The sequence below is a fragment of the Kocuria aegyptia genome, assembly GCF_039530085.1.
Classification (GTDB): domain Bacteria; phylum Actinomycetota; class Actinomycetes; order Actinomycetales; family Micrococcaceae; genus Kocuria; species Kocuria aegyptia.
In genome coordinates this window covers 163,001-185,714 of sequence record NZ_BAAAOA010000015.1, presented here as the reverse complement: position 1 = coordinate 185,714, position 22,714 = coordinate 163,001, and the positions used below count along the sequence as shown (strand labels likewise).

The following is a 22,714-nucleotide window of genomic DNA, read 5'->3' as shown; positions in this document are numbered from 1 at the left end:
CCGTCCGGACATCCACCGTCCGGACATCCACCGTCCGGACATCCACCGTCCGGACATCCACCGTCCGGACATCCACCGTCCTGTTCCCGCCTTCGACCGGAGGACCCCATGGCGACGATCGGCTTCCACGCCTCCCACGAGCAGATCCCTCCCGAGCAGCTGCTGCGCGACGTCGGGCACGCCCAGCAGGCCGGCTTCGGGGCCGCCATGTGCTCGGATCACCTCGAGCCGTGGTCACCGCACCAGGGCCACTCCGGGTTCGCCCTGTCCTGGCTGGGCGCCGCCCTGGCCACCACGGACCTGCCGTTCGGGTTCGTGCACGCCCCCGGCCGGCGCTACCACCCCGTGGTCACCGCCCAGGCCACGGCCACCCTCGCCCGCATGTTCCCCGGCCGGATCTGGACCGCCCTGGGCAGCGGGCAGAAGCTCAACGAGCGGCCCGTCGCCCCGGACTGGCCGGCCAAGGAGCAGCGGCAGCGGTTCCTCGAGGGCAGCTTCGACGCGGTCCGCCGGCTGCACGCGGGCGAGGAGGTGTCCTGCCGCGAGCCGTTCCACGCCGACCGCGCGCGGGTCTGGGACCCGCCGGAGACCCCGCCCGCCCTGCTCGTGGCAGCGCTCACCCCGACGACGGTCCGCCGCTTCGCTCCCGTGGCCGACGGGTTCATCACCGTCCAGCAGCCCCTGGAGGACCTGCGCCGGATGCTCGGGACCTGGCGCGAGGCCGGCGGCACCGGCCGGGCCGCGCTGCAGGTGCACCTGAGCTGGGCGCCCTCCCCGGAGCAGGCCCGCGCGCTCGCCTTCGACCAGTGGCGCACCAACGTCTTCGACCCCGTGACCATGGCCGAGCTCGCCTCCCCCCAGGACTATCTGCGCAAGGCGGTCCAGGAGGACGTGGGGGACGAGCAGATCGCGGGAGCGGTCAACGTCTCCGCCGACCTCGGCCGGCACGCCCAGTGGCTGCACGAGTACGCCGAGCTAGGTTTCGACGAGATCTACCTGCACCACGTGGGGCAGGATCAGGCCCGCTTCCTCGACGCCTTCGGGGAGACGGTGCTGCCCCAGCTGGCGCAGGCCTGACCCGGGACTGCCGGGACCGGCAGCAGGGGCGGCCCCGGGGCGACGCGTGGGTCAGGGCCGGCGACGCTGCTGCGGGGCATCCGCAGGGCCGTGGCGGCGGCAACCCCGGTTGCCGGCAGGGCGGCCACGACCACCACGACCACCACGACGGCCACGACCACCACGACCTCGGCCACCTGATCCGGCGGCGTCACGGAGCAGGCGGTGATCCCCGGCGGCGACCGGAGCGGGCTACGGCAGCCGGGACGGGCGGCGCAGCACGGCCGCGCCGGCCTGCTCCGGCTCGAGCGGGACCGGGCTGTGCAGCACGGCCGGCCCGCGGTGCAGGTCGCCGCTGGACAGCGGCCGGCAGCGCAGGCCTCCTCGCCCCCGCATCGCGGCGTGCGCACCCGGCACCAGGACCCGGTCCATCCAGGCGCAGGGGTGGGCCGGCCGCCCGCCCCGCAGCCGCACGAGAGCGCCCCGGGACTCCAGCGCGAACTCCTCGCCCAGCAGCGGGGCCAGGTGGGCGCCCCGGAGGACCACGTTGCGCCGGGCCAGGAGCGGGTCGAAGGGAGCCGTGCCCAGGTCCGCGGCCATGGCCTCGAGCGCCTCGACGGCGAGCAGGGTGACGGCGGCGTCCATGTGCGCGGCCTTGCCGAAGAACCGGTCGCCCACCACGCCCTTGCCGGCCACCAGCTCGGCCCGTTCGGCATCGGTGGTGGGGACGTCCGCGGTCCCGTCCCGGGCGCGGCCGAAGTAGGCGTGCCCGGGGGACACGAGCAGGTGCAGGATCTCCACGTCGTACCGATAGGTCGCCGTCATGCCCCACACCTCTCCGTCGTCGCGGCCGCCGCTCCGGCGCCGCCGTGCTGCTGCCGCGCTGCCGCCAGGCCTCAGCATAGACAGGGCGGGGGACAGGTCCGGCCGCTGGCTCTCCTCTCCTGTCCTTCCCCGCACGGAGGGCGCACGGCCAGGGCTTGTCCCCTTTGCGGAGGCACATCTGGTGTCCGGGGCGCCCGAGGGCAAGAATGACAGCCACGGAGGATGGCCGCGGTGCACCGTGGCCCGGGACCAGGAGGGGAGACCGGGTGTCTGTCAGGCGCGCCACCGGGGGATGGGACCGGCTGGCCGGACCGGCGGGGTCGGCGGTCGTCGTCCTCGTCGTGGTCCAGCTCCTCCTCCGGGGTGTGGTCTCCGTGGCTCAGCTCGCGCTCGGAGCGGCGGCGCTCGTCGTCGTCGCCCTGGTGCTCGGACAGCGGTTCGTCGTCCCCTGGCTGGCGCGGCGGGCCCCGAACCGGCCGCGCATCACCATGACCCGTGCGTGGACGTGCCCGCTGCCTCCGGAGGAGGCCCTCGAACGGATCCGCACGGCCTTCGAGGACCTCGCCCCGGCGGTCCGCTCCGAGGAGCGCTGCGTGGAGGTGTCGGTCGGCTCGGACGTCACCTTCCGCCGCCGCGGGACGGCCTCCGAGTTCGGCTGGCGTGCCCTGCCCCTGCTGGCCACCTTCCGGGTCGTCCCCCGCAGCGGAGGGTCCGAGGTCTCCGCCGACGTGCGGGACGACCTCGGGTGGTACCCCGATGCTCCCAGCAGGCTCGTGGAGGACGAGATCGACCGCCGCAGCGGCTCCCTGATCGAACGAGCGGTCTGCGCCACGTGCCGGTGAGCCTCACGCCCGGGACGGGCGGGGCCTCAGGCGGAGGCCGGTGAAGTGGCGAGGGCCTCGACGATCGCCTCGGTGACCTCGTCGGTGTCGGCGGTGCCGCCGATGTCGCGGGTGAGGTGCCCTGCGGCGGTGGTGGCCTCGATCGCGGCCTCCAGGCGGCGTGCCTCCTCGTGCAGGCCGAAGTGGTCGAGCATCAGGGCCGCGCTGGCGATGGCGCCGACGGGGTTGGCGATGCCCTGCCCGGCGATGTCGGGAGCGGTGCCGTGGACGGGTTCGAACATCGAGGGGAACCGCCGCTCGGGGTTCAGGTTCGCGCTGGCGGCCAGGCCGAGGCTGCCGGCCAGGGCGGAGCCGAGGTCGGAGAGGATGTCGGCGTTGAGGTTGGAGGCCACCACCACCGAGAGCTCCTCGGGGTGCAGGACGAACTTGGCGCTCATCGCGTCCACCAGCACCGACTCTGTCTGCACGTCGGGGTAGTCCCTGACGACCCGGGCGAAGACCTCGTCCCACAGCACCATGCCGTACTGCTGGGCGTTGGACTTGGTGACACTGGAGACCTTCTGCACCGTGCGGGTCCGGGCCAGGTCGAAGGCGAAGCGGATGATCCGCTCGCAGCCCCTCTCGGTGAACAGCGAGGACTGGACGGCGACCTCGTTGCCCGGGCCCCGCCCGGAGAGGTTGCGCCCCCCGAGCCCGGCGTACTCGCCCTCGCTGTTCTCCCGCACCACGACCCAGTCCAGCTCGGCGTTCTCGGCCTTGCGCAGGGGCGAGACCACGCCCGGGAGGAACCGCACCGGGCGGACGTTGGCCCACTGGTCGAAGTTCTGGGTGATGTTCAGCCGCAGCCCCCACAGGCTCACGTGGTCGGGGACGTTCTCCCAACCCACGGCCCCGAAGTAGATCGCGTCGAAGGCCTCGAGGGTCTCCAGCGCGTGCGGGTCCATCATCACCCCGTGCTCGGCGTAGTACTCCGAGCCCCAGGGGAACTCGGTCCACTCGAAGGAGAACGCCCCGCCGGACTGCTCGGCCATCGCGTCCAGGACCGTGCGCCCGGCGGCGACGACCTCCTTCCCGACGCCGTCGGCGGGGATCGAGGCGATGCTGAAGACCTGCTGCTCGGCCATGGGGGTGCTCTCCTTCTCGGGTGTTCTCGGCTGCTCTGTCCGCATTGCATCGCGGTGCCGGGTTCCAGTAGACCGCCCGGGCCTCGGCAAGGTCCAAGACCTCATTCCCATCCCGTAGATAGGAATTCCCTATGGCACCTCCTGGGTCGCCCGGGGCCGGTCCTCGATGTGCCGGGCCGCGACCTCCAGGAACGCCCGGGCGGCCGGGGTCAGGTGTCCCGGACGGCTGAGCACGGCCACGTGCAGCACGGTGACCGGTTCGAGCCGCAGCACGCGCAGCCCGGCCGCGCGTGCCAGCGGAGTCCAGGAGGAGGGCAGCACGGCGTGGCCGACCCCGGCCAGCACCAGGGGCAGCACCGAGGTGCGGTGGGCGACCTCGGCGGTGATCTGCACCTGCACTCCGCCGGCCAGGGCGTCGTCGACCAGCCACCGCATCAGCGACCCCCGCGGGGAGACCACCACCCGGTGCCCGGCCAGGTCCTCCCGCCCGATGGCCTCGCCGTCGCCGAAGGTGTCCGCCCGCGGGTTCACGATCAGCTCCAGGGGCTGCTGCTCCAGGTGCAACACGTCGACCTCGGCCGAGCGGAACGGGCGGTCCGAGCCCAGGATCCCGATCTCGGCGCGCCCGGTGCGCACGGCGTGGGCGACCTCCTCGGGAGTGAAGGCCGCGTCCACGCCGACCGTCACGGCCGGGTGGGCGCCGGTGTAGGCGGCGATCATGCCGGTGAGCGGTTCGACGCCGGGGGACGGCATGGTGATCACCTCCAGGCGCCCGGTGCGCACCCCGCGCAGGTCGTCGACGGCGGCCCGGGCGGCCTCCAGGTCCCGGACCACCACCCGGGCCGGGCCCACCAGCTCCCGGCCGGCCTCGCTGAGCACCACCCGCCGCCCGATCCGGTGGAACAGCGGCACCCCCAGCTCCCGCTCCAGGCCCTTGATCGCCTGCGACAACGAGGGCTGGGCGATGATCAGCTGCTCCGCGGCCCGGGTGAACCCGCCGTGGTCCACCACGGCCAGGAAATACGTCAGCTGCCGGATGTCCATGCCCGTCTCCCTGCTCGAGGCCGGGCCCGCCCGCCCCGCCACACACCTGGAGGACCCCTGCCGCCTCTGGCGGAACAGGGCCGCCGGGCCTTCCGCGACTCATTGTTTCCTCCTATCGGTGCAGTAGACAACAAACCTTGGACGTGACCCAAATCACCAGCGCACAGTGGTGTCCTCCCGTCGAGGAAGGACCACGACCGTGCAGACCCAGCAACCAGCCCCGAGCGGTCCCCCGAGTGCTCCCCGGCCCACCGACGTCCGTGCCGCCCTGCTGGGCGGCAAGACCTTCCGCAGCCTCAGCGAGCAGACGCTGTCACCGAAGGAGGAGAAGTTCGAGCGCGCCCGCCAGACCACCGGACTGTTCCTGGCCCCGGCGGTGGCCATCGTCTTCGCGCTGCTGCCACTGAACCTGGACCGAACCCAGCACCTGCTGGCCGCGGTGCTGCTGGGGGTGATCGTTCTGTGGATCTGCGAGCCCGTGCCCATCCCGATCGGCGGCCTCATCGGCGTGGCTGCCGTGGTCATCCTCGGGGTCGCACCGGCCGGGGACGTGCTGGCCCCGTTCGGATCCACCACGATCTTCACCTTCATCGGGGCGTTCATCCTGGCCCAGGCGATGCTCAAGCACGGCATCGCCCAGCGCCTGGCCCTGGCCGTGCTCTCCCTGCCCGGTGTGGGCAGGTCGACCTACCGGGTGATCATCGCCTTCGGCGTGATCACCTGCATCCTTTCGGCCTTCGTCTCCAACACCGCCACCGTGGCGATGCTGATGCCCACCGCTCTGGGCATCCTGGCGGTGATCGCCGAGATGATGCAGGACCGCGGGGTGGTCAAGGCCGACTTCGACCCGCTGCGGCTGCGCGTCGGTGCGGCGCTGCTGCTGATGCTCGCCTACGGCGCGTCCGTAGGCGGACTGCTCACCCCGGTCGGCTCGCCCCCGAATCTCATCGGCCGCGGCCTGATCGAGGAGGCCACCGGCACCCGGATCTCCTTCGCCCAGTGGATGGTCATCGCCTTCCCGGTGTGCCTGGCCATGTTCGTGGTGCTCGCCGTGGTCATGTTCCTGCTCAACAAGCCCGAGATCCGCCGGATCGAGGGCGTGGAGGACTACATCCGGGAGCACCGCGAGGCCCAGGGGAGGATGGGCCGGGCGGAGAAGAACACCCTGATCGCCTTCGGCGTCACGGTCATCCTGTGGCTGCTTCCCGCCTTCGCGAGCCTGTTCGGCGGCACGGAGTCAGCCGCCTACATCTTCCTCGACGACCGCCTCGACGAGGGCATCGTGGCCGTGCTCGGGGCCTCCCTGCTGTTCATCCTGCCCACCAACTGGAAGAAGCGCGAGGCGAGCCTGACCTGGACCGACGCCGCGAAGATCGACTGGGGCACGATCATCCTCTTCGGCACCGGCATCATCTTCGGCTCCCTGCTGGCCGAGACCGGACTGGCCGAGACCATCGGCACCGGAGCCTCGGAGAACCTCAACATCACCAACGTCGTGACCATCACCGTCTTCTCGGCCGTGTTGGCCGTGCTGATCTCCGAGACCACCTCGAACACGGCCTCGGCCGCGGTGATCGTCCCGATCGTCATCCCGCTGTGCCAAGCCATGGGCGTGGACCCGTTCGTGCCCGCGATGGCCGCGACCTTCGCCGCCTCGTTCGGGTTCATGCTGCCGGTGTCGACCCCGCAGAACGCCATCGTCTACGGCACCGGCGCGGTGCCCATCACCCGCATGATCCGCACCGGTATCGTCTTCGACATCCTCGGGGTGCTCCTCATCGTCAGCATCGTCCCGATCATGATCGCCGTCGTGGGCCTCAGCGGATGACACCTGCCAACCGCCCGTCGTCGCACCCCGTCGCAGCACTCCGAAGGTGCCGCGCCCCGGCGGTTTGCAATTGACTTAATATTCGAACACGCATTCGAATAGGGGGGTGAGCTTTCCGCACCTGCACGTCGCCACCGCCTTCAGCGCCCACTTCGGGGTCAGCCGGCCCGCCGTCCTGGCGGCGGCCGCCGCGGCGGACGGCGCGGACGTGCTCGCCTGCACCGACCGGGACGGGCTCTACGGTGCGATCAAGCACCTGGGGGCGTGCCGGGAGCACGGCATCGACCCGGTCCTGGGGGTCGACCTCGCCCTGCTGGACCCCGACCGCGAGCGCGCCCTGGGCCGTGTGGTGGTCCTGGCGGCCGGCGGCACCGCCGGCGCGGGCTACGCCGCCCTGTGCCGGCTCGTCTCCGCCGCCCACGCCACGCAGGGCCCGCCCGGAGCGACCGCAGCCATGATCGCGGCCTCCGCGCACTCGCCCCGGCACGGGGAGCCGGTCCTCACCGTGCTGCTCGGACCCGCCTCGGACGTCGGGCAGGAGCTCGCCGCCCGCCGCTACCGCACCGGGCGCGCCGCCCTGGCCCGGTGGCGGGCCCTGCTCCCCGGGCCGGCGCTCGCCGTCGAGGTGGTCTCGCACCTGGCGGCCCCCGGCACGTCGTGCAGCACGTCCCACGCGGCCCGGATGCTGCGCGCCGCCCTCGAGGCGGGGCTGACCCCCGTGCTGACCAACGCGGTGCGCTACGCCACCCCCGCCGAGGCCGCCACCGCCGACGTCCTCGACGCCGCCCGTGCCCTCACCCCGCTCGAGTCCCTCCGGGCGCACGTCGGTCATCCGCCCGGCGGCAGGGGAGGAGGTGCCGGACGGGCCGGGACGTCCCGGCGGGCGGCGCCGGAGCCGCTGCAGCCCAACGGCCAGGGCTGGCTCAAGTCCGCCCGCCGGATGCGCGCGCTCGCCGCCGAGATCGCCCGGGCCGCGGACCTCGGCGCCACCGGTGCCGCGGCCCTGCTGGCGGGCACCCAGCAGGTGGCGGATCGGTGCCGGCTGGACCCGGTCGCCGACTGCGGCTGGGGGCGGCCGGTGGCGCCCGAGGCCTCCGTGCTGGGCCTGGACCGGCCGCCGCCCGCCGAGCTGCGGGCCCGGTGCGAGGCGGGGCTGGGGCGCCGCTACCCGGGCCGCCGCGCGACGCGGGCCGTGCGGGACCGGCTGGAGCAGGAGCTGGGGGTGATCGAGGACCTCGGCTTCGCCTCCTACTTCCTCACGGTGGCCGAGGTCTCCGCGATGATCGGGGAGCTGGGGGTCCGCCACGCCGCGCGCGGCTCCGGGGTGTCCTCGCTCGTCAACTATCTGCTCGACGTCTCCCAGGTGGACCCGCTCGAGCACGAGCTGCTCTTCGAACGCTTCCTCTCCAGCGACCGCTCGACCCTCCCGGACATCGACATCGACGTCGAGTCGGCCGAGCGCCACCGCGTCTACCGGCGGATCTTCGAGCGCTTCGGCCCCGAGCGGGTGAGCCTCATGAGCATGCAGAACGCCTACCGGGCCCGCGGCGCCGTCCGGGACGCCGGGCTGGCGCTCGGCATCGACCCCGAGACCGTGGACGGTGCCGCCAAGCAGCTGTGGCACCTGCCGGCCTCGGCGCTGCGCGAGACCATCGCCCGCCAGCCGGAGCTGCGGGACTTCGCCGAGCAGGTGGCCCAGGAGAAGCAGCTCGACCTCCTCGTGGACCTCACCGAGCGCCTGGACCGGCTGCCCCGGCACATCTCCATGCACCCGTGCGGGGTGATCCTGGGGGACCTGAGCCTCCTGGACCGCACCCCGGTGCAGCCCGGCGGGACGGGGATGCCCATGAGCCAGTTCGACAAGCACGACATGGACCCGATGGGCATGCTCAAGCTCGACATCCTCGGCGTGCGGATGCAGTCGGCGCTGGCCCACGCCGTCGGCGAGGTGGCCCGCATCCACCCGGACCGGCCCCGCCTCGACCTCGAGGCGATCCCCGTGGACGACGAGAGGACGTTCGAGCTCATCCGCTCGACCCACACCCTGGGCTGCTTCCAGATCGAGTCCCCGGGCCAGCGCGAGCTCATCGGCAAGATGGCGCCCACGAGCGTCCGGGACCTCATCGTGGACATCTCCCTGTTCCGCCCCGGGCCCATGCACTCGGACATGGTCCGCCCCTACCTGGAGCACCGCCACGGCTGGTCCGCGCCCGCCTCGATCCACCCGGCCCTCGACCCGATCCTCGCCGAGACCCACGGCGTGACCGTCTTCCACGAGCAGGTCCTGCGCATTCTCGACACCTTCACCGGGTGCGGTCTCGCCCGGGCCGACGAGCTGCGCCGCCGGCTGGGCTCCGAGCGCCAGCTCGAGGTCGAGGAGTTCTTCCGCGAGCGGGCCCGCGTGCGGGACTACCCCCTGGACGTCGTGGACCGGGTCTGGGAGATCCTGGCGGCGTTCGGCTCGTTCGGCTTCTGCAAGGCCCACGGCGCGGCCTTCGCGGTGCCCACCTACCAGTCCGCGTGGCTGAAGGCCCACCACCCGGAGGCGTTCCTCGCGGGGCTGTGGGAGCACGACCCCGGGATGTACCCCAAGCGCCTGCTCGTGGGGGAGGCCCGGCGGATGGGCATCCCCGTCCTGCCCGTGGACGTCAACCGCTCCGACGAGCACTACCGCGTGGAACGGCTCGACGACGACCCCGCCCGCCTGGGCGTGCGCCTGGCCCTCACCGGGATCCACGGGGTCTCCCGGGCCGAGGTCCGCCGGATCGTGGCCGGGCAGCCCTACGCCTCGCTCGCCGACCTGCGGCAGCGGGCCCGTCCCGCCCGGCGCACCCTCGAGCGCCTCGCCGCCGTCGGGGCCTTCGACGGCCTGCTGCGCCGCTCCGGCGGCGCCGCCTCCCGCGCCGACCTGGTGCACGCCCTGCGGGCCCGGGCGGACAGCACCCGGCCCGCACGCCCGGCCGGGGAGATCGAGGGGCAGCTGGCCCTTCCGCTCGGGGACCTCGAGCTGCGCGCCCTGCCCGCGGAGCGCCCCGAGCCCACCCTGGGGGAGAAGGTCCGCACCGAGCTGGACCTGCTCGCGGTGGACGTCTCGGCGCACCTGCTGGAGAGCTGGGCGCCCCTGCTCCGCGAGCTCGGGGCCACACCTGCGGAGCGGCTGCTGGAGCTGCGGAACCGGTCCGAGGTGCTCGTGGCGGGGGTGCGGGTCTCGACCATGACCCCTCCCCTGCGCAGCGGCCGGCGGGTGGTCTTCGTCAGCCTCGACGACGGCACGGGCACGGTGGACTGCGCCTTCTTCTCCGACGCCCAGGCCCGCTCGGGGCAGCACCTGTTCGGCACGCGGATGCTGCTGGTGCGGGGGCGGACACGGCGCACCGGGCCTCGGGGGATCAGCCTCAGCGCGGAGCAGGCGTGGGACCTCGCCGACCCGGACACCCCGGCGGCCGTGCGCGCCGCGGCCCCGCCGAGCCGCCGGGGGATCGCGGCCGGGTGAGCCGGGCCACCGCGCAGGTCCAGGGGTTTCACTCTGGGTGAATCCATTGGCCAGCGAACTGATTGCCAGTATGGTTACTAATAACAGCGGACGAGCTGCACCCCGCCTCCCCGGGCGGAGATCGTCCGCGGCGAGCCCCCCGTCCAGGGGAGCCCGTTGCCTCGCAGAATAGAGAAGGAGTTCTCATGGCTACGTACGACGTCAACGCCCTGCTCTCGGCCACCGCCTACGGATCGGACGGCGACAAGATCGGCAAGGTCGAGCAGGTCTTCCTGGACGACAACACCGAAGAGGTCACCTTCGTGACCGTCAACACCGGTCTGTTCGGCACCAAGGAGAGCTTCGTCCCGGTCGACGGCGCCCAGCAGGACGGCGACCGCTTCGTCCTTCCCTACACCAAGGACGTCGTCAAGGACGCCCCGAACGTGGACGCGGACCAGCACCTCTCCCCGGCCGAGGAGGAGGAGATCTACCGCTACTACAAGATGAACTACTCCGGCACCTCCGGTACCGGTGAGCGCGACTCCCAGAGCGACTACATCGGCACCGGCACCACCGGCCGTGACGCCGACGACACGCTCGGCACCGACCGCAACGCCGTTCCCGGCGGCGTGGGCGGGGGCACCGAGGGGCACGTGATGACCGACCGTGACACCTCGCTGACCTCGGGCGAGGAGGGCCTCGCCGGTGGGGGGCGGACCGACCGCGACGCCGTCCCGGCGACCGGCACCGCGGGCTACCCCGAGAACGACGGATACGCCGACCGCAACAGCACCGCGGGGATCGCCGACGTCGACCGCGACGTCCGGGACCGCGACCTCACCGACCGTGCCGACAACGGCGTGGTCCGCCACGAGGAGCAGCTGCACGTCGGCAAGGAGCAGCGCGAGACCGGCCGTGCCCGTCTGCGCAAGTACGTGGTCACCGAGAACCAGACCGTGGACGTGCCCGTCGAGCGCGAAGAGGTCCGCGTCGAGCGCACCCCGCTGAGCGGCACCGAGGCCACCTCCGGCACCATCGGCGAGGAGGACGTCGAGGTGACCCTCCACGAGGAGCGCCCTGTCGTCGCCAAGGAGACCGTGGGCGTCGAGAAGGTCGGCCTCGAGAAGGACACCGTCCGCGACACCGAGCGCGTCGACGCCGATGTCCGCAAGGAGCAGGTCGAGGTCGAGACCGACGCTGATCGCGGCACCGGCCTCACCGACCGCGACCGCGGCCTGACCGACGACGATCGCCGCGACCGCATCTGATCGCACCCGATCCGTTCCGGGGCCCCCGTCACCGCTCGGTGACGGGGGCCCCGTCGTCGTCCCGGGCGCGGTTCACGCCCGTCCCCGCCGGGAGCGCGCGCCGGGCACGGCCGCGTAGTAGACCAGGCCCAGCGCCACCACCGCCGCGGCCGCCACGTACATGCCCCGGTAGCCCAGCGCGGGGACCAGGGTCCCCATGAGCACCGGGCCCAGTGCCACCCCGAGGTCCATGCACAGGAAATAGGTCGACGTGGACAGGCCCACGCGGGTGAGCGGGGCCGAGCGGACCGCGGCGGCCTGGGCCGCCGAGAGCACCGCACCGTAGCCCACCCCCAGCACCGTGCCCGAGGCGAGCACGAGGAACGGCGAGTCCGCCGCCGCGAGCAGCAGCAGCGCCACCACGAACAGCAGCAGCGCCGGGTGCAGCACCGCGTTGTCGCCGCGCCGGTCCTGCAGCCGGCCCGCGAACGGCCGGCTCACCAGGACGGTGACGGCGTAGGCCACGAAGTACGCGCCCGCAGGACCCACGAGGCCCGCCTGCACGGCGAACGGGTTGAGGAAGGACAGGACCGCCGAGTAGCCCACGCCCACGAAGAGCATGAGCGCGGACACGGGCAGGGCCCGCACCTCCACGAACTGCCCCACGGAGAAGGACCGCAGTCCCGCCCGCTGCTCGGGCGAGAGGCTGAGCTCGGGGAGCCGGGTGACGGCTCCCACGGCGAGACCCAGCAGCGCGATCGCCGTGCACACCACGAAGAGCGGGCCGTAGCCCACCGCCGTGGACAGGCTCAGCCCCGCCAGGGGGCCCAGTGCCGCGGCCAAGGTGGTGGAGAGCATGAAGTAACCGGTGCCCTCGCCCCGCCGGTGTGCCGGGATGAGGGCCTGCACGGCGGCGGGCAGCACGGTGGTGGCCATGCCGAAGCCCACGCCGTTGAGCACCCGCACCACCAGCAGGCCCCGGAAGCCGGTGTCGAGCAGATAGGCGGCGGCGCACAGCGCCAGCAGGACGAGCGCGGCGTGCAGCACGCGCCGGCGCCCGAGCAGCTCCATGTACTTGCCGGTGAGCAGCCGCGCCAGGACCGCCCCGACGATGAAAGCGCTCGTGGCCACCCCGGCCAGCGCCTCGTCCGTGCCGAAGCGCTCCATGGCGTAGAGCGCCATGACGGTCATCAGCAGGTAGAAGTTCATCGAGATGAGGAACTGGCCCGCCCACATCAGCACGAAGCCGGTGGTCCACAGCCGGTGCGGGGGCGGCGGGGACGAGGAGGGCACCTCCCCTCCCGGTGCCGGCGGGTCGGGCGGTCCGGGGACGTCTGCGGGCATCGGGTGGCCTCACCTCCGCCGGTCATCATCCCACCGCCCTCGCCCGCACCGGCCGACAGGTACCATCGATGCAGTGCGCGCCGCCCGACGGTGCCGCTGCCACGCGCCCCCCGTACCGGTGCGTGCCGTTGCCGACCCGAGGAGCACCTTCCCCATGACCACCGTGCCCGAGCACCAGTCCGAGTCCGCCCCCCTCACGATCACCGTCGACGGCGAGCAGCGCACGGTGGGGACCGGGACGTCCGCCGCGGACCTGTACCGCGAGGACCGCGCCGTGGTGGTGGCCCGGGTCAACGGCGTGCTCAAGGACCTCGCCACCGAGCTGGCCGACGGGGACGCCGTGGAGCGGGTGCTGGTCTCCGAGCCCGAGGGCCTCGAGGTGCTGCGCCACTCCGCCGCCCACGTCATGGCCCAGGCCGTGCAGCAGCTGCACGAGGACGCGAAGCTCGGCATCGGCCCCTACATCACCGACGGCTTCTACTTCGACTTCGACGTCGAGCATCCCTTCACCCCCGAGGACCTCAAGGCCATCGAGAAGCGGATGCAGCGGATCGTGAACTCCACCCAGTCCTTCCGCCGGCGTGCGGTGAGCGAGGAGGAGGCCCGGGCCGAGATGGCGGACGAACCGTACAAGCTCGAGCTCATCGGCCTGTCCCAGGGCCCCGGCTCCGGGGCGGACGTGGAGACCGCCGCGGAGGGCGCCTCCGTGGAGGTCGCGGCCGGCGAGCTGACGATCTACGACAACGTGGACCGCAAGACCGGGGAGACGGTCTGGAAGGACCTGTGCCGCGGCCCGCACCTGCCGGACACCAAGCTGATCGGCAACGGCTACGCCCTCCTGCGCTCGGCCGCCGCCTACTGGCGCGGCTCCGAGAAGAACAAGCAGCTCCAGCGCATCTACGGCACCGCGTGGCCGTCCAAGGAGGACCTCACCGCGTACAAGACCCGCCTCGCCGAGGCGGAGCGGCGCGACCACCGCCGGCTGGGCTCGGAGATGGACCTGTTCTCCTTCCCCGACGAGCTCGGCTCCGGCCTGCCGGTGTTCCACCCGAGGGGCGGGATCATCCGCAAGACCATGGAGGACTACTCCCGGGAGCGGCACACCGAGGCCGGCTACGAGTTCGTCTACACCCCGCACATCACCAAGGGTCACCTCTACGAGGTCTCCGGCCACCTCGACTGGTACCGCGAGGGCATGTTCCCGGCCATGCACGTGGACGAGGAGCGGGACCCGCAGACCGGGGAGCTGACCAAGCAGGGCCAGGACTACTACCTGAAGCCCATGAACTGCCCGATGCACAACCTGATCTTCCGCTCCCGGGGACGCTCCTACCGCGAGCTGCCGCTGCGGCTGTTCGAGTTCGGGCAGGTCTACCGGTACGAGAAGTCCGGGGTGGTGCACGGTCTGACCCGGGTGCGGGGCATGACCCAGGACGACGCGCACATCTACTGCACCCGGGAGCAGATGAAGGCGGAGCTGACCACCACGCTCAGCTTCGTGCTGGAGCTGCTCAAGGACTACGGGCTGGACGACTTCTACCTGGAACTCTCCACCAAGGACCCCGAGAAGTTCGTGGGCTCGGACGAGCTCTGGGAGGAGGCCACGGACACCCTCGCCGAGGTCGCGGCCGAGTCCGGACTGGACCTGGTCCCGGACGCCGGCGGCGCCGCGTTCTACGGCCCGAAGATCTCGGTGCAGGCCAAGGACGCGATCGGGCGGACCTGGCAGATGTCCACCATCCAGCTGGACTTCAACCTGCCGGAGCGCTTCGACCTCGAGTACCAGGCCGCCGACGGCACCCGGCAGCGGCCCGTGATGATCCACCGTGCCCTGTTCGGGTCCGTGGAGCGGTTCATGGGGGTGCTCGTGGAGCACTACGCCGGGGCGTTCCCGGCGTGGCTGGCCCCCGTGCAGGTCGTGGCGATCCCGGTGGCCGAGGCGTTCAACGACTACCTGCAGGACGTGGTGGACACGCTGCGGGCCCGCGGCGTGCGCGTGGAGCTGGACGCGGGCTCGGACCGGTTCCCGAAGAAGATCCGCACCGCCTCCAAGGAGAAGGTCCCGTTCGTGCTCATCGCGGGCGGGGAGGACGCCGAGGCGAACGCCGTGTCCTTCCGCTTCCGCGACGGCTCGCAGGACAACGGCGTCCCGGTCGGTGAGGCCGTCGAGCGGATCGTGGCGCACGTCCAGCGCCGGATCAACGAGGAGCCGACGGCCGCCGCCGCGGAGGACCCCCGCGCCGCCGCGGAGACGGCAGGGGTGGGGCAGTGACCGGTACGGCACCCGACGCCGGGCCCCCGCACCACTGGATCCGCCAGGACGAGTTCGAGATCCCCGGGGTGCCCGACAGCTTCCAGCGTCTCTGGACCCCGCACCGGCTCGCCTACGTGCGGGGGGAGGACCCGTCCGTGCGCGAGGACCCCGGGTGCCCGTTCTGCCACGGCCCGGACCGTGCGGACGAGGAGTCGCTGATCGTCCACCGCGGCGAGCACTGCTTCGTGATCCTCAACCTGTTCCCCTACAATCCCGGCCACCTCATGGTCTGCCCGTACCGGCACGTGGCCGATCTGACGGAGCTCGAGCCGGCCGAGCTGCGGGAGCTGACGGACCTGACCCGCACGGCGGTCGCGACGATCCGCAGCGTGGCCTCCCCGCACGCCTTCAACGTGGGCATCAACCTGGGGGCCGCGGCCGGCGGCTCCCTCTCGGGGCACCTGCACCAGCACGTGGTGCCCCGCTGGAACGGGGACGCCAACTTCATGCCGGTCCTCGCCGGGACCAAGGCGATCATGCAGACCCTCGGGGACACCCGCCAGGACATCGCCGACGCCTGGCCTGCGGCCTGAGCTCTCCGGCCTGGTCTCTCCGGCCTGATCTCCTGGGACTCCCGGCCCGGCCCTTCGGCCTGGTCCCTCGTCCGGACGCCGGGGAGCGGGTCCTGCACCGGCGCTGTGGCGCTCAGCCGCGGTCGTCCCGGGCGGGCGCCCCGCGCTGCCGGTGGACGAACTCCTCCCGCGGCCGGAGCCCGCGCCGCTCCAGCAGCGCGCCGAGGTGCGGACGGCGTCCCAGCAAGGCCTCGAAGGCCTCCATCGGGGCGGTCTCGTTGCCCCGGGAGAGCACCTCCTCGGCGAAGCGCCGCCCGTTCTCCCGGGTCGGTCCGCCGCGGGCCGTGAACCACTGCGCCGTGTCCGCGTCCAGGATCTCGGACCAGATGTAGGAGTAGTAGCCGGCGGAGTAGCCGCCGGCGAAGATGTGCTTGAAGTACCCGCTCCGGTAGCGCGGGGCGATGCCGGCCACGTCCACCCCGGCGCGGGCGAGGGCCTCCTGCTCGACGGCCCGCGGGTCCGGCAGCTCGGCCGGGTCCTCGATCCCGTGCCAGGCGAGATCCAGGTAGGTCGAGGCGAGGTACTCGACGGTGCGGAAGCCCTGTCCGTGCGCGGAGGCTGCCCGCAGGCCCGCCAGGGTCTCCTCGGGGACGGGCTCGCCCGTGCGGTGGTGCCGGGCGTAGTGCCGCAGCACCTCCGGGTGCAGCACCCACGTCTCGTGCACCTGGGAGGGGTACTCCACGAAGTCCCGCGGCACCTTGGTGCCGGAGAACGAGGGTAGGTGCACGTCGGAGAGCAGCCCGTGCAGGGCGTGGCCGAACTCGTGGAAGACCGTGACCACCTCGTCCAGGGTCAGCAGCTTGGGTCCGCCCGCGGGCGGCCGGGTGAAGTTCGCGTTGTTGACGACGACGGGGCGCTGCCCGGTCAGCCGGTTCTGGTGCACCAGCGAGCCCATCCAGGCGCCGCCCTGCTTGGTGGGCCGCGTGAACCAGTCGCCGAGGAACAGCCCCACACCGCGGCCCTCCTCGTCGCTGACCTCCCACACCCGCACCTGCGGCAGGTAGCCGTGCAGGTCGGGGCGCTCGGTGAAGACCAGCCCGTAGAGCTCCCGGGCGGTGCGGAAGATGCCGTGCTCCAGCACGGAGTCCAGCTCGAAGTACTCCCGCAGCGCGGAGGCGTCCACGGCGTAGCGCTCCCGGCGCAGCCGCTCGGCCCAGAACGGCCAGTCCCACGCCTCGAGGGGGTGGCCGGCCAGTTCCTCCAGCTCCGCCCGCTCCTCGAGGGCGTTGCGCACGGCGGGGCCGGTGATCCGCTCCAGCATCTCGTGCACCGCCTCCCGGGACGGCGCCGTGGCCCCCGCCATCACGTGGTCGCCGTGGCTGCGGTAGCCGAGCAGTCCGGCCTGCTCCGCACGCAGCCGGGCGATCCGGGCGGCCACGGGCAGCAGGTCCCGGCGGCTCTGCGAGCCCTCGCCGCCGTGCGCACCGGTGCCACGGTTGACGGCGGCCAGGTGGATCCGCCGGCGCAGTGCCCGGTCCGTGAGCACCGACAGCACCGGCTGGACGGTGAACAGGCACGGCGTGAGGAGGTACCGGCCCGGCAGGCCGTTCTCGGCGGCCGCGGAGGCGGCGGCCTCGACGTCCGCGGGGGACAGCCCGTCCAGCTCCGCCGGGTCGTCGACGACCACGGCCGAGGCGTTGACCTCCTGGATCAGGTCATTGCCGTAGCGGATGCTCAGCTCCGAGAGCTCGTCGTTGATCTCCCGGAGCCGTTGCTGGTCGTCCAGGGCCAGCTCCACCCCCGAGTTCGCGAACCAGGAGACGTACTCGTCCAGCACGTGCAGCTGCCACGGTTCCAGGTCGGTGCGGTCCACCCGGCGCACCCGGGCGTAGAGGTCCTTGTTGAGCGTGAAGTCGGCCTTGTGCTCCGACAGCCGCGGGGCGAGCTCCTGGTAGATCCGCTGGATGCCCTCCGTGTTGTGGGCGGCGGTCAGCGTGAAGAAGACGGACTCGACGCGGTCCAGGGCCAGGCCTCCGCGCTCGAGGGCCTCGATGGTGTTGGCGAAGGTGGGCGGGGCCGGGTCGGCCAGGATCGCCCGCACGCACTCGAGGTCCTGGGCCATTGCCGCCTCGAACGCCGGCAGGAAGTGCTCCTCCTTGATCCGCCCGAAGTCGGGCAGTTCGTAGGGGAACTCGCTGGGGCGCAGGAGTGGGTTGTCCAAGGGCCGGCTTCTGTCGTGGTGGGCGGACGGGCGTGCTCCAGACTAGCCTCCCGGCGTGACCGTGGAGTGCGCACGCCGCGCCCGTCGACGGGGCGACGCGGCCTCGGCGACCACGTGGCAGGCCTGCCACGGAGTCCGTCCCCGTCAACCGCCGTGCGGGTCCGCCGTCGATGACCACCAGGGCGTCCCCGGGCCCGGCAGGCGCCCATCGTCGCTGCCGGAGTCCGTGGCCGCCGCTGCCGTGGACGAGGGGCACGGAGGGTGTTCCGCACCCGGGCGCCGGTGTCGCCGGGGGTCCTGTCCCGGGGCCGCCGGTGCGGGCGGCCCCAGGACGAGGGGTCCGGTCAGGGACGCTGGCGCTGGAGCCGGTGCATCCGTGCGGCCACGGCGGCCGGCACGGCGATCCCGGCGGCCAGCAGGCCCGCCACCAGGGCGGCGCCAGGGTGCCGGCCCTGCTCGCCGGTCGCGGCGGTCTGCATGTTCATCCCCGGATTCATGCCCACCGGCGCAGCCTGCTCCGGTGCGGTCACCACGGGAGCAACCGGCGCCGGCGCTGCGACCGGTGCTGGGGCCGGTGTGGGGGCGGTGACCACGGGGGCGGGAGCGAGCGGTGCGGCAGGGGCCGGGGCCACCACCGGGGTGGTGACCGGGGTGCCGGTCCCGGCCCCGTCACAGGCGGCGAGGAACTGCTTGAACAGGACCAGGATCTGCTCGGCGGTCGCCTCGTCCACGGTCAGCATGTTCAGCTGGGCGTCCAGGGCCTCGATCGCGGCGTCGAGGGCTTGTCCGGCGGTGAGGATCTCCGGGGTGCCCAGGGCGAGCTCGATCGCGGTCTCCAGCTCGGCGATCCGGGTCTCGGCGGCGGCGATCGCCTCCGGGTCCCCGGCGGCCTCGGCGGCGTCCAGCTCGGCCCAGGCGGCCTCCAGCTGCACCTCCAGCTCTCCGGCGGCGGCATCGGCCAGCACGAAGTACTGCTCCTCGGCCACGACCACGGCCTCCACGGCCTGTTCCAGCTGGGTGACCGAGGCGGGGGTGATCCCGGCCGCGGCCAGAGCCGCGGTGAACTGGCCCGAGGCCTGCAGGCAGGCTGCGTCCCCGGGGGCGGCCACGGCCGCCGGGGCGCCCAGCACCAGCCCGCCCACCAGCAGCGTGGCCGAGGACCCTGCGGCCATCCATCCCTTGACGGTCGTGTTCATCGTGGTCATGCCCTGTCTCTCCTGCTCTCCCGGGATGACCCGGGGACGATCCCGGGGCCACCAGCGCGCGGGCCCGGATCTGCCCCGTGACGCGGTGAGGCGGGGAGAGCAGGGAGGGACCGCCGGCCCTCCGCCGAACGGACGAACACGGGCTTGAGGGAGCCAGTGCTACGGCTGGGGGCCTGCTGTGAGCTCATCGTACGACTCGGTAACCGGTATTGGCGATCGTTAACAGAGGGTGTGTCGGCGTGTCGCCCGCCGGCGCTGCCCCCACACCTCTGCGGCTCCTCGCGCAGGGGCACGGATGGCGATCGAGCACTCCTCCGGGCGGTCGACCAGCAGGGTGAGGCGCTGCACGGGACGGATCGCTCAGCGACGGCGCACGGGCAGCGATGCCGTCGACCGGAGGGGCAGGGACGGCAGCCGACACGGAGCACCGACGCCGCCGTGCACGACTGCTCGAGGTGCCGCATGGTGGCCGGGGTGCCCCGAGCGAACGCCTGTGCCGGGGGTCCGCTGAGCCGACGTCGGCCGGCCGGGGGGCAACAAGCCGGCGGTGGCGCCGCGCCGGACCGCTCGGATCCGCCGAGCCTGCGGATGACCCACCGGCTCGGAGGTGCGATCGGGACGACGTGCCCTCGGCAGCAGTGCCTGTGGCGTCAGCTCACCCGTGCTCCGGGGAGGCGCCGCCCCAGTGCGAGCGGCAGGGTCAGCAGCGAGATGGCTCCGGCCACCAGCAGCGCGGTGCTGAACGAGGTTCCTGCGGCGACCATCCCCACCACGACCGCTCCGACACCGGTCCCGGCGTCGAAGCCGATGTTCCACATGGCGCTGGCGGGACCGTAGTGCTGCCGGCTGACCGTCTGGAAGGTCACGACCAGGGTGAGGTTCTGCAGGGCGCCGTAGCTGAGGCCCACCATCGTGGCGCCGACCATCAGGGCCGGGGCCACGGTCGCCTGGGGGTCGCGCACTGCCCAGGCGATGACGATCATCCCTGCCGTGGTCAGCAGCACCAGGGGCGCGAGGAACCGGTGCGGTCCGTGCCGGTCTGCCCAGGCGCCGATCCGCCACCGGGCGAGCGCGGCGGCGACGCTCATCAGCAGCAGCGCGAGGGCGGTCAGCACGGCATCGCTGCTCATCTGGGCCATGAAGGTGATCAGTGCACCACCGGCCAGGGTGGCACCGATGAGCAGCGCCATCGGAGGGAGGAGGCGCGCATAGGGTGCCCGCTCATGCACGTCCTCCGGGACGTGGTCCAGCATCCGGGCCAGGCCGATCGCGGGCACGGCGGCGAGGGCGGGCAGCGCTGCCACGGCGAACACGACCCGGAAACCGAGCTGCTCGGCGATCCAGGGCCCCGCCGACAGGAACACGATCTGCGGTCCCGCGATCGCCAGGCCGTAGGCCCCGATCGCCTTCCCCCGGCGCTGCGGCTCCACCAGCTCCGCCACCAGGGCGCTGCCGGTCACGGTCAGCACCCCGAAGCCGAGCCCGCGCACCGCGGAGAGCGCCAAGGTCGGCCCGAGGGCATCACTGACACCGAGCGCCAGCGCGGGCAGTCCCAGCAGGAGCATGCCCGCGACGAGAACCGGGCCCCAGCCGAAACGGCGCAGCGCACTGGGGACGAACAGTTGCGTGAGCACGGTGAAGAGCATGAGCACGCCGTTGACCAGCCCCGCGCCGACGGCGTCCGCGCCGCCGTGCACCGCCCACAGCGGCGCGACCGCCAGCAGCGCGGCATACCCCGAGAAGCCCAGGACGGTCATGGCCAGCAGCAGCGGCATCCCCGGCACCCGCCGGACCGAGCCGTTCACCACCGGCCGAGGCCCGTGACCACGACGCCGCCCTCGTGGCGCACGGCAGCGGCGGCTGCGCCGCCCCGGCGGTCTCGCACCACGGCGGGCGGCCGCTCGTCGCGGACCTCGATGATCGACATGATGACGCCAGCCTATGCCCGGCGTCCCCTCGACCTGGTGCGTGACCACTGTCGGTTGCGCTCGCCGAGACGGCCGGCGTCCCGGTGAACGGAACGGGATCGCTGACGCCTCGGCGGCCCCTCTGTCCGGCGTCGTGGGACCGGGGCTCCCGCTGATCGAGGCCGCGGCCTGCTGCTCAGCGGGATCCACCGCGGAGCACGTCCACGTGCACGTGATCGAGGTGACGCAGGATCTCGTTGCCGGGCTCCGGCGCGTCGTAGTCCTGCCACTGCCCCCGTGCGCTGTGCGCGCTCCAGACCTGGTCGTCGAAGATGACGTACTGGACGTCCAGGTCCCCGGCGTGAGCGACCAGCCAGTGGGCCAGCAACCACCCCTGGCGCCGGTTCTCCTCGGTCACCGGGCGGAAGAAGACGTCGATGGCACGGCCGTCGTAGTGCGTGGACTCCGCTCCGTGCCCGTGGTCGACACCACCGGGGGCGAACCCGCCCAGGCTCTGCTCGCCGAACACCTCGGTCATCGCCTCGCGCAGCCGTTCGGCGCGAGGTGTCAGACCGGTGGCGGTCAGCTGCTGTTCCTGCAGGTCGCCGGCGGCCGAGCCCCTGCAGGCCAGGCCGGCACCGGCGTCCCCGGGTGGCCCGTCGGCCAGGCGCTGCAGCACCGCGTCGTCGATGCCCGAGGTGTCCGGGGCCTCCGCCCCGCGGGCCGAGAGCGCCACCGCCGTCGTGGCCAGCTTCGCCTCCTCCCGGTCGAGCGCGACCTCTCCCTCCGACGTCTCGACCGTGCACTCCGGGCCCCATCGCAGCCGGCCGTCTCCCTCGCGCAGGCCGCTGAGCAGGCCGGGCCCGAGGAGCGCCAGTCCTCCGGCGAGCATCCCGAGCAGCAGGAGAAGGCTCAGGAGCGGCCGCCGAGGGCGGCGCCGGCCCTCGTGCGTGTCGTCGACGGTCATCACGAGGACGGACGTGCGCCGGGCGCGGGGACCTCGGGGGTGCCGGTGCCGGCCGGCTCACGGGTCAGGGCTGGTCCGACGACTCCGGCGTCGATCGCGGCGATCCGGTTTCCGATGGCGCACCTTCCTGTGTCGCTGCGTGCGGGTTCCCGCAACAGCACAGCAGGCGGACCTGACGAGAACCTCCACGGAGCGGCAGGGCAGCTCATCGGCGGTACTCTTGCGGCATGGGACCCCTGCGGTACTCCATCAACGTCACCCTGGACGGGTGCTGCGATCATCGTGCGATCCCCGCGGACGAGGAGCTGCATCGGCACGCGGCCGAGACCCTCAGCCAGGTCGACGCCCTTCTCCTCGGCCGGGTGACCTACGAGCTGATGGAGTCGGCGTGGCGTCCGCCGGCGGGAGCGGGACCCGATGGGCTGGATCCCTTCGCCCGGGCGATCGACTCGGCACGGAAGCACGTCGTGTCGAGCACCCTCGAGCACGTCGACTGGAACGCGGAACTCGTCCGCGGGGACCTGGGCCAGGCCGTTCAGCACCTCAAGCGCGAGTCGGACAGGGGTCTGCTCGTCGGAGGGGTGCAGCTCCCGCTCGCACTGGCGGAGCTGGGACTGATCGACGAGTACGAGTTCGTGGTGCACCCCAGGCTCGCGGGCCACGGGCCGACCTTGTTCGCGGGACTCTCCGAGCATGTCGACGTGAAGCTCGTGAGCCGGCTGGAGCTGAGCTCGGGAGCAGTGGCGCTGCGCTACGAGCCGAGCCGGTAGCCGTGATGCGGCTCCGCATCTTCCTGTGGGTCC

17 protein-coding genes are annotated in these 22,714 nt (G+C 72.9%); 8 read left to right on the top strand and 9 right to left on the bottom strand.

From position 1 onward, the window contains the following. The first annotated feature begins 108 nt into the window (after positions 1-108). A complete protein-coding gene (locus tag ABD220_RS07200; protein WP_344121127.1) occupies positions 109-1,077 on the top strand; it encodes a TIGR03885 family FMN-dependent LLM class oxidoreductase in 969 nt (322 codons plus the stop codon). Positions 1,078-1,308: 231 nt separating this feature from the next. On the opposite strand, the gene ABD220_RS07195 is transcribed toward ABD220_RS07200, so the two are convergent. Then, the gene (locus tag ABD220_RS07195) at positions 1,309-1,881 is read right to left on the bottom strand and encodes an MOSC domain-containing protein (protein WP_344121125.1); all 573 of its coding nucleotides are present in this window, start codon (positions 1,879-1,881) and stop codon (positions 1,309-1,311) included. A 266-nt stretch (positions 1,882-2,147) separates the two neighbouring features. Here ABD220_RS07195 and ABD220_RS07190 point away from each other — a divergent pair, with 266 nt between their 5' ends. Beyond that, positions 2,148-2,723, top strand: a complete 576-nt coding sequence (locus tag ABD220_RS07190) for a hypothetical protein (RefSeq protein ID WP_344121123.1) — start codon at positions 2,148-2,150, stop codon at positions 2,721-2,723. Between the two features lie 26 nt (positions 2,724-2,749). On the opposite strand, the gene ABD220_RS07185 is transcribed toward ABD220_RS07190, so the two are convergent. Both ABD220_RS07185 and ABD220_RS07180 read right to left on the bottom strand, forming a co-directional pair. Continuing rightward, positions 2,750-3,847, bottom strand: a complete 1,098-nt coding sequence (locus ABD220_RS07185; RefSeq protein WP_344121121.1) for a tartrate dehydrogenase — start codon at positions 3,845-3,847, stop codon at positions 2,750-2,752. A gap of 129 nt (positions 3,848-3,976) precedes the next feature. Beyond that, positions 3,977-4,891 carry a LysR family transcriptional regulator gene (locus ABD220_RS07180; RefSeq protein ID WP_344121119.1) on the bottom strand — a complete coding sequence of 305 codons (915 nt, stop codon included), beginning with the start codon at positions 4,889-4,891 and terminating at the stop codon, positions 3,977-3,979. 199 nt (positions 4,892-5,090) lie between these two features. Between ABD220_RS07180 and ABD220_RS07175 the strand changes: the two genes are divergently transcribed. From ABD220_RS07175 to ABD220_RS07165, 3 genes are all read left to right on the top strand, one after another. After that, a complete protein-coding gene (locus ABD220_RS07175) occupies positions 5,091-6,719 on the top strand; it encodes an SLC13 family permease (protein ID WP_344121117.1) in 1,629 nt (542 codons plus the stop codon). A 106-nt stretch (positions 6,720-6,825) separates the two neighbouring features. Then, positions 6,826-10,212 carry a DNA polymerase III subunit alpha gene (locus ABD220_RS07170; RefSeq protein ID WP_344121115.1) on the top strand — a complete coding sequence of 1,129 codons (3,387 nt, stop codon included), beginning with the start codon at positions 6,826-6,828 and terminating at the stop codon, positions 10,210-10,212. Between the two features lie 185 nt (positions 10,213-10,397). Then, entirely contained in the window at positions 10,398-11,462 is a 1,065-nt protein-coding gene (locus ABD220_RS07165; RefSeq protein ID WP_344121113.1) for a DUF2382 domain-containing protein, read from the top strand. A 72-nt stretch (positions 11,463-11,534) separates the two neighbouring features. Here ABD220_RS07165 and ABD220_RS07160 read toward each other — a convergent pair whose 3' ends face one another. Further along, positions 11,535-12,785 carry an MFS transporter gene (locus ABD220_RS07160; RefSeq protein ID WP_344121112.1) on the bottom strand — a complete coding sequence of 417 codons (1,251 nt, stop codon included), beginning with the start codon at positions 12,783-12,785 and terminating at the stop codon, positions 11,535-11,537. Positions 12,786-12,939: 154 nt separating this feature from the next. Here ABD220_RS07160 and thrS point away from each other — a divergent pair, with 154 nt between their 5' ends. Next, positions 12,940-15,057 (top strand): threonine--tRNA ligase, encoded by a 2,118-nt coding sequence (gene thrS, locus ABD220_RS07155; RefSeq protein WP_344121110.1) that lies wholly within the window; start codon positions 12,940-12,942, stop codon positions 15,055-15,057. Continuing rightward, a complete protein-coding gene (locus ABD220_RS07150; protein WP_344121107.1) occupies positions 15,054-15,632 on the top strand; it encodes an HIT family protein in 579 nt (192 codons plus the stop codon). Before thrS ends, ABD220_RS07150 begins: the two co-directional genes overlap by 4 nt. 112 nt (positions 15,633-15,744) lie before the next feature. Here the strand turns inward: ABD220_RS07150 and ABD220_RS07145 are convergent, their stop codons facing one another. The 5 genes from ABD220_RS07145 to ABD220_RS07125 form a co-directional block, all read right to left on the bottom strand. Beyond that, entirely contained in the window at positions 15,745-17,832 is a 2,088-nt protein-coding gene (locus ABD220_RS07145; protein ID WP_344121105.1) for a M3 family metallopeptidase, read from the bottom strand. A 344-nt stretch (positions 17,833-18,176) separates the two neighbouring features. Continuing rightward, positions 18,177-19,037, bottom strand: coding sequence for a hypothetical protein (locus ABD220_RS07140; RefSeq protein WP_344121104.1), 861 nt, complete (start codon positions 19,035-19,037; stop codon positions 18,177-18,179). 650 nt (positions 19,038-19,687) lie between these two features. Further along, positions 19,688-20,812, bottom strand: a complete 1,125-nt coding sequence (locus ABD220_RS07135; protein WP_344121102.1) for an MFS transporter — start codon at positions 20,810-20,812, stop codon at positions 19,688-19,690. Positions 20,813-20,838: 26 nt separating this feature from the next. Next, on the bottom strand, positions 20,839-20,964 hold the full coding sequence (locus tag ABD220_RS07130) for a hypothetical protein (protein ID WP_344121100.1): 126 nt from the start codon (positions 20,962-20,964) through the stop codon (positions 20,839-20,841). A gap of 176 nt (positions 20,965-21,140) precedes the next feature. Next, positions 21,141-21,911 carry a VldE C-terminal domain-containing protein gene (locus ABD220_RS07125; RefSeq protein ID WP_344121098.1) on the bottom strand — a complete coding sequence of 257 codons (771 nt, stop codon included), beginning with the start codon at positions 21,909-21,911 and terminating at the stop codon, positions 21,141-21,143. 227 nt (positions 21,912-22,138) lie between these two features. On the opposite strand from ABD220_RS07125, the gene ABD220_RS07120 reads away from it, so the two are divergent. Continuing rightward, positions 22,139-22,681 (top strand): dihydrofolate reductase family protein, encoded by a 543-nt coding sequence (locus ABD220_RS07120; RefSeq protein WP_344121096.1) that lies wholly within the window; start codon positions 22,139-22,141, stop codon positions 22,679-22,681. Positions 22,682-22,714: the final 33 nt, after the last annotated feature.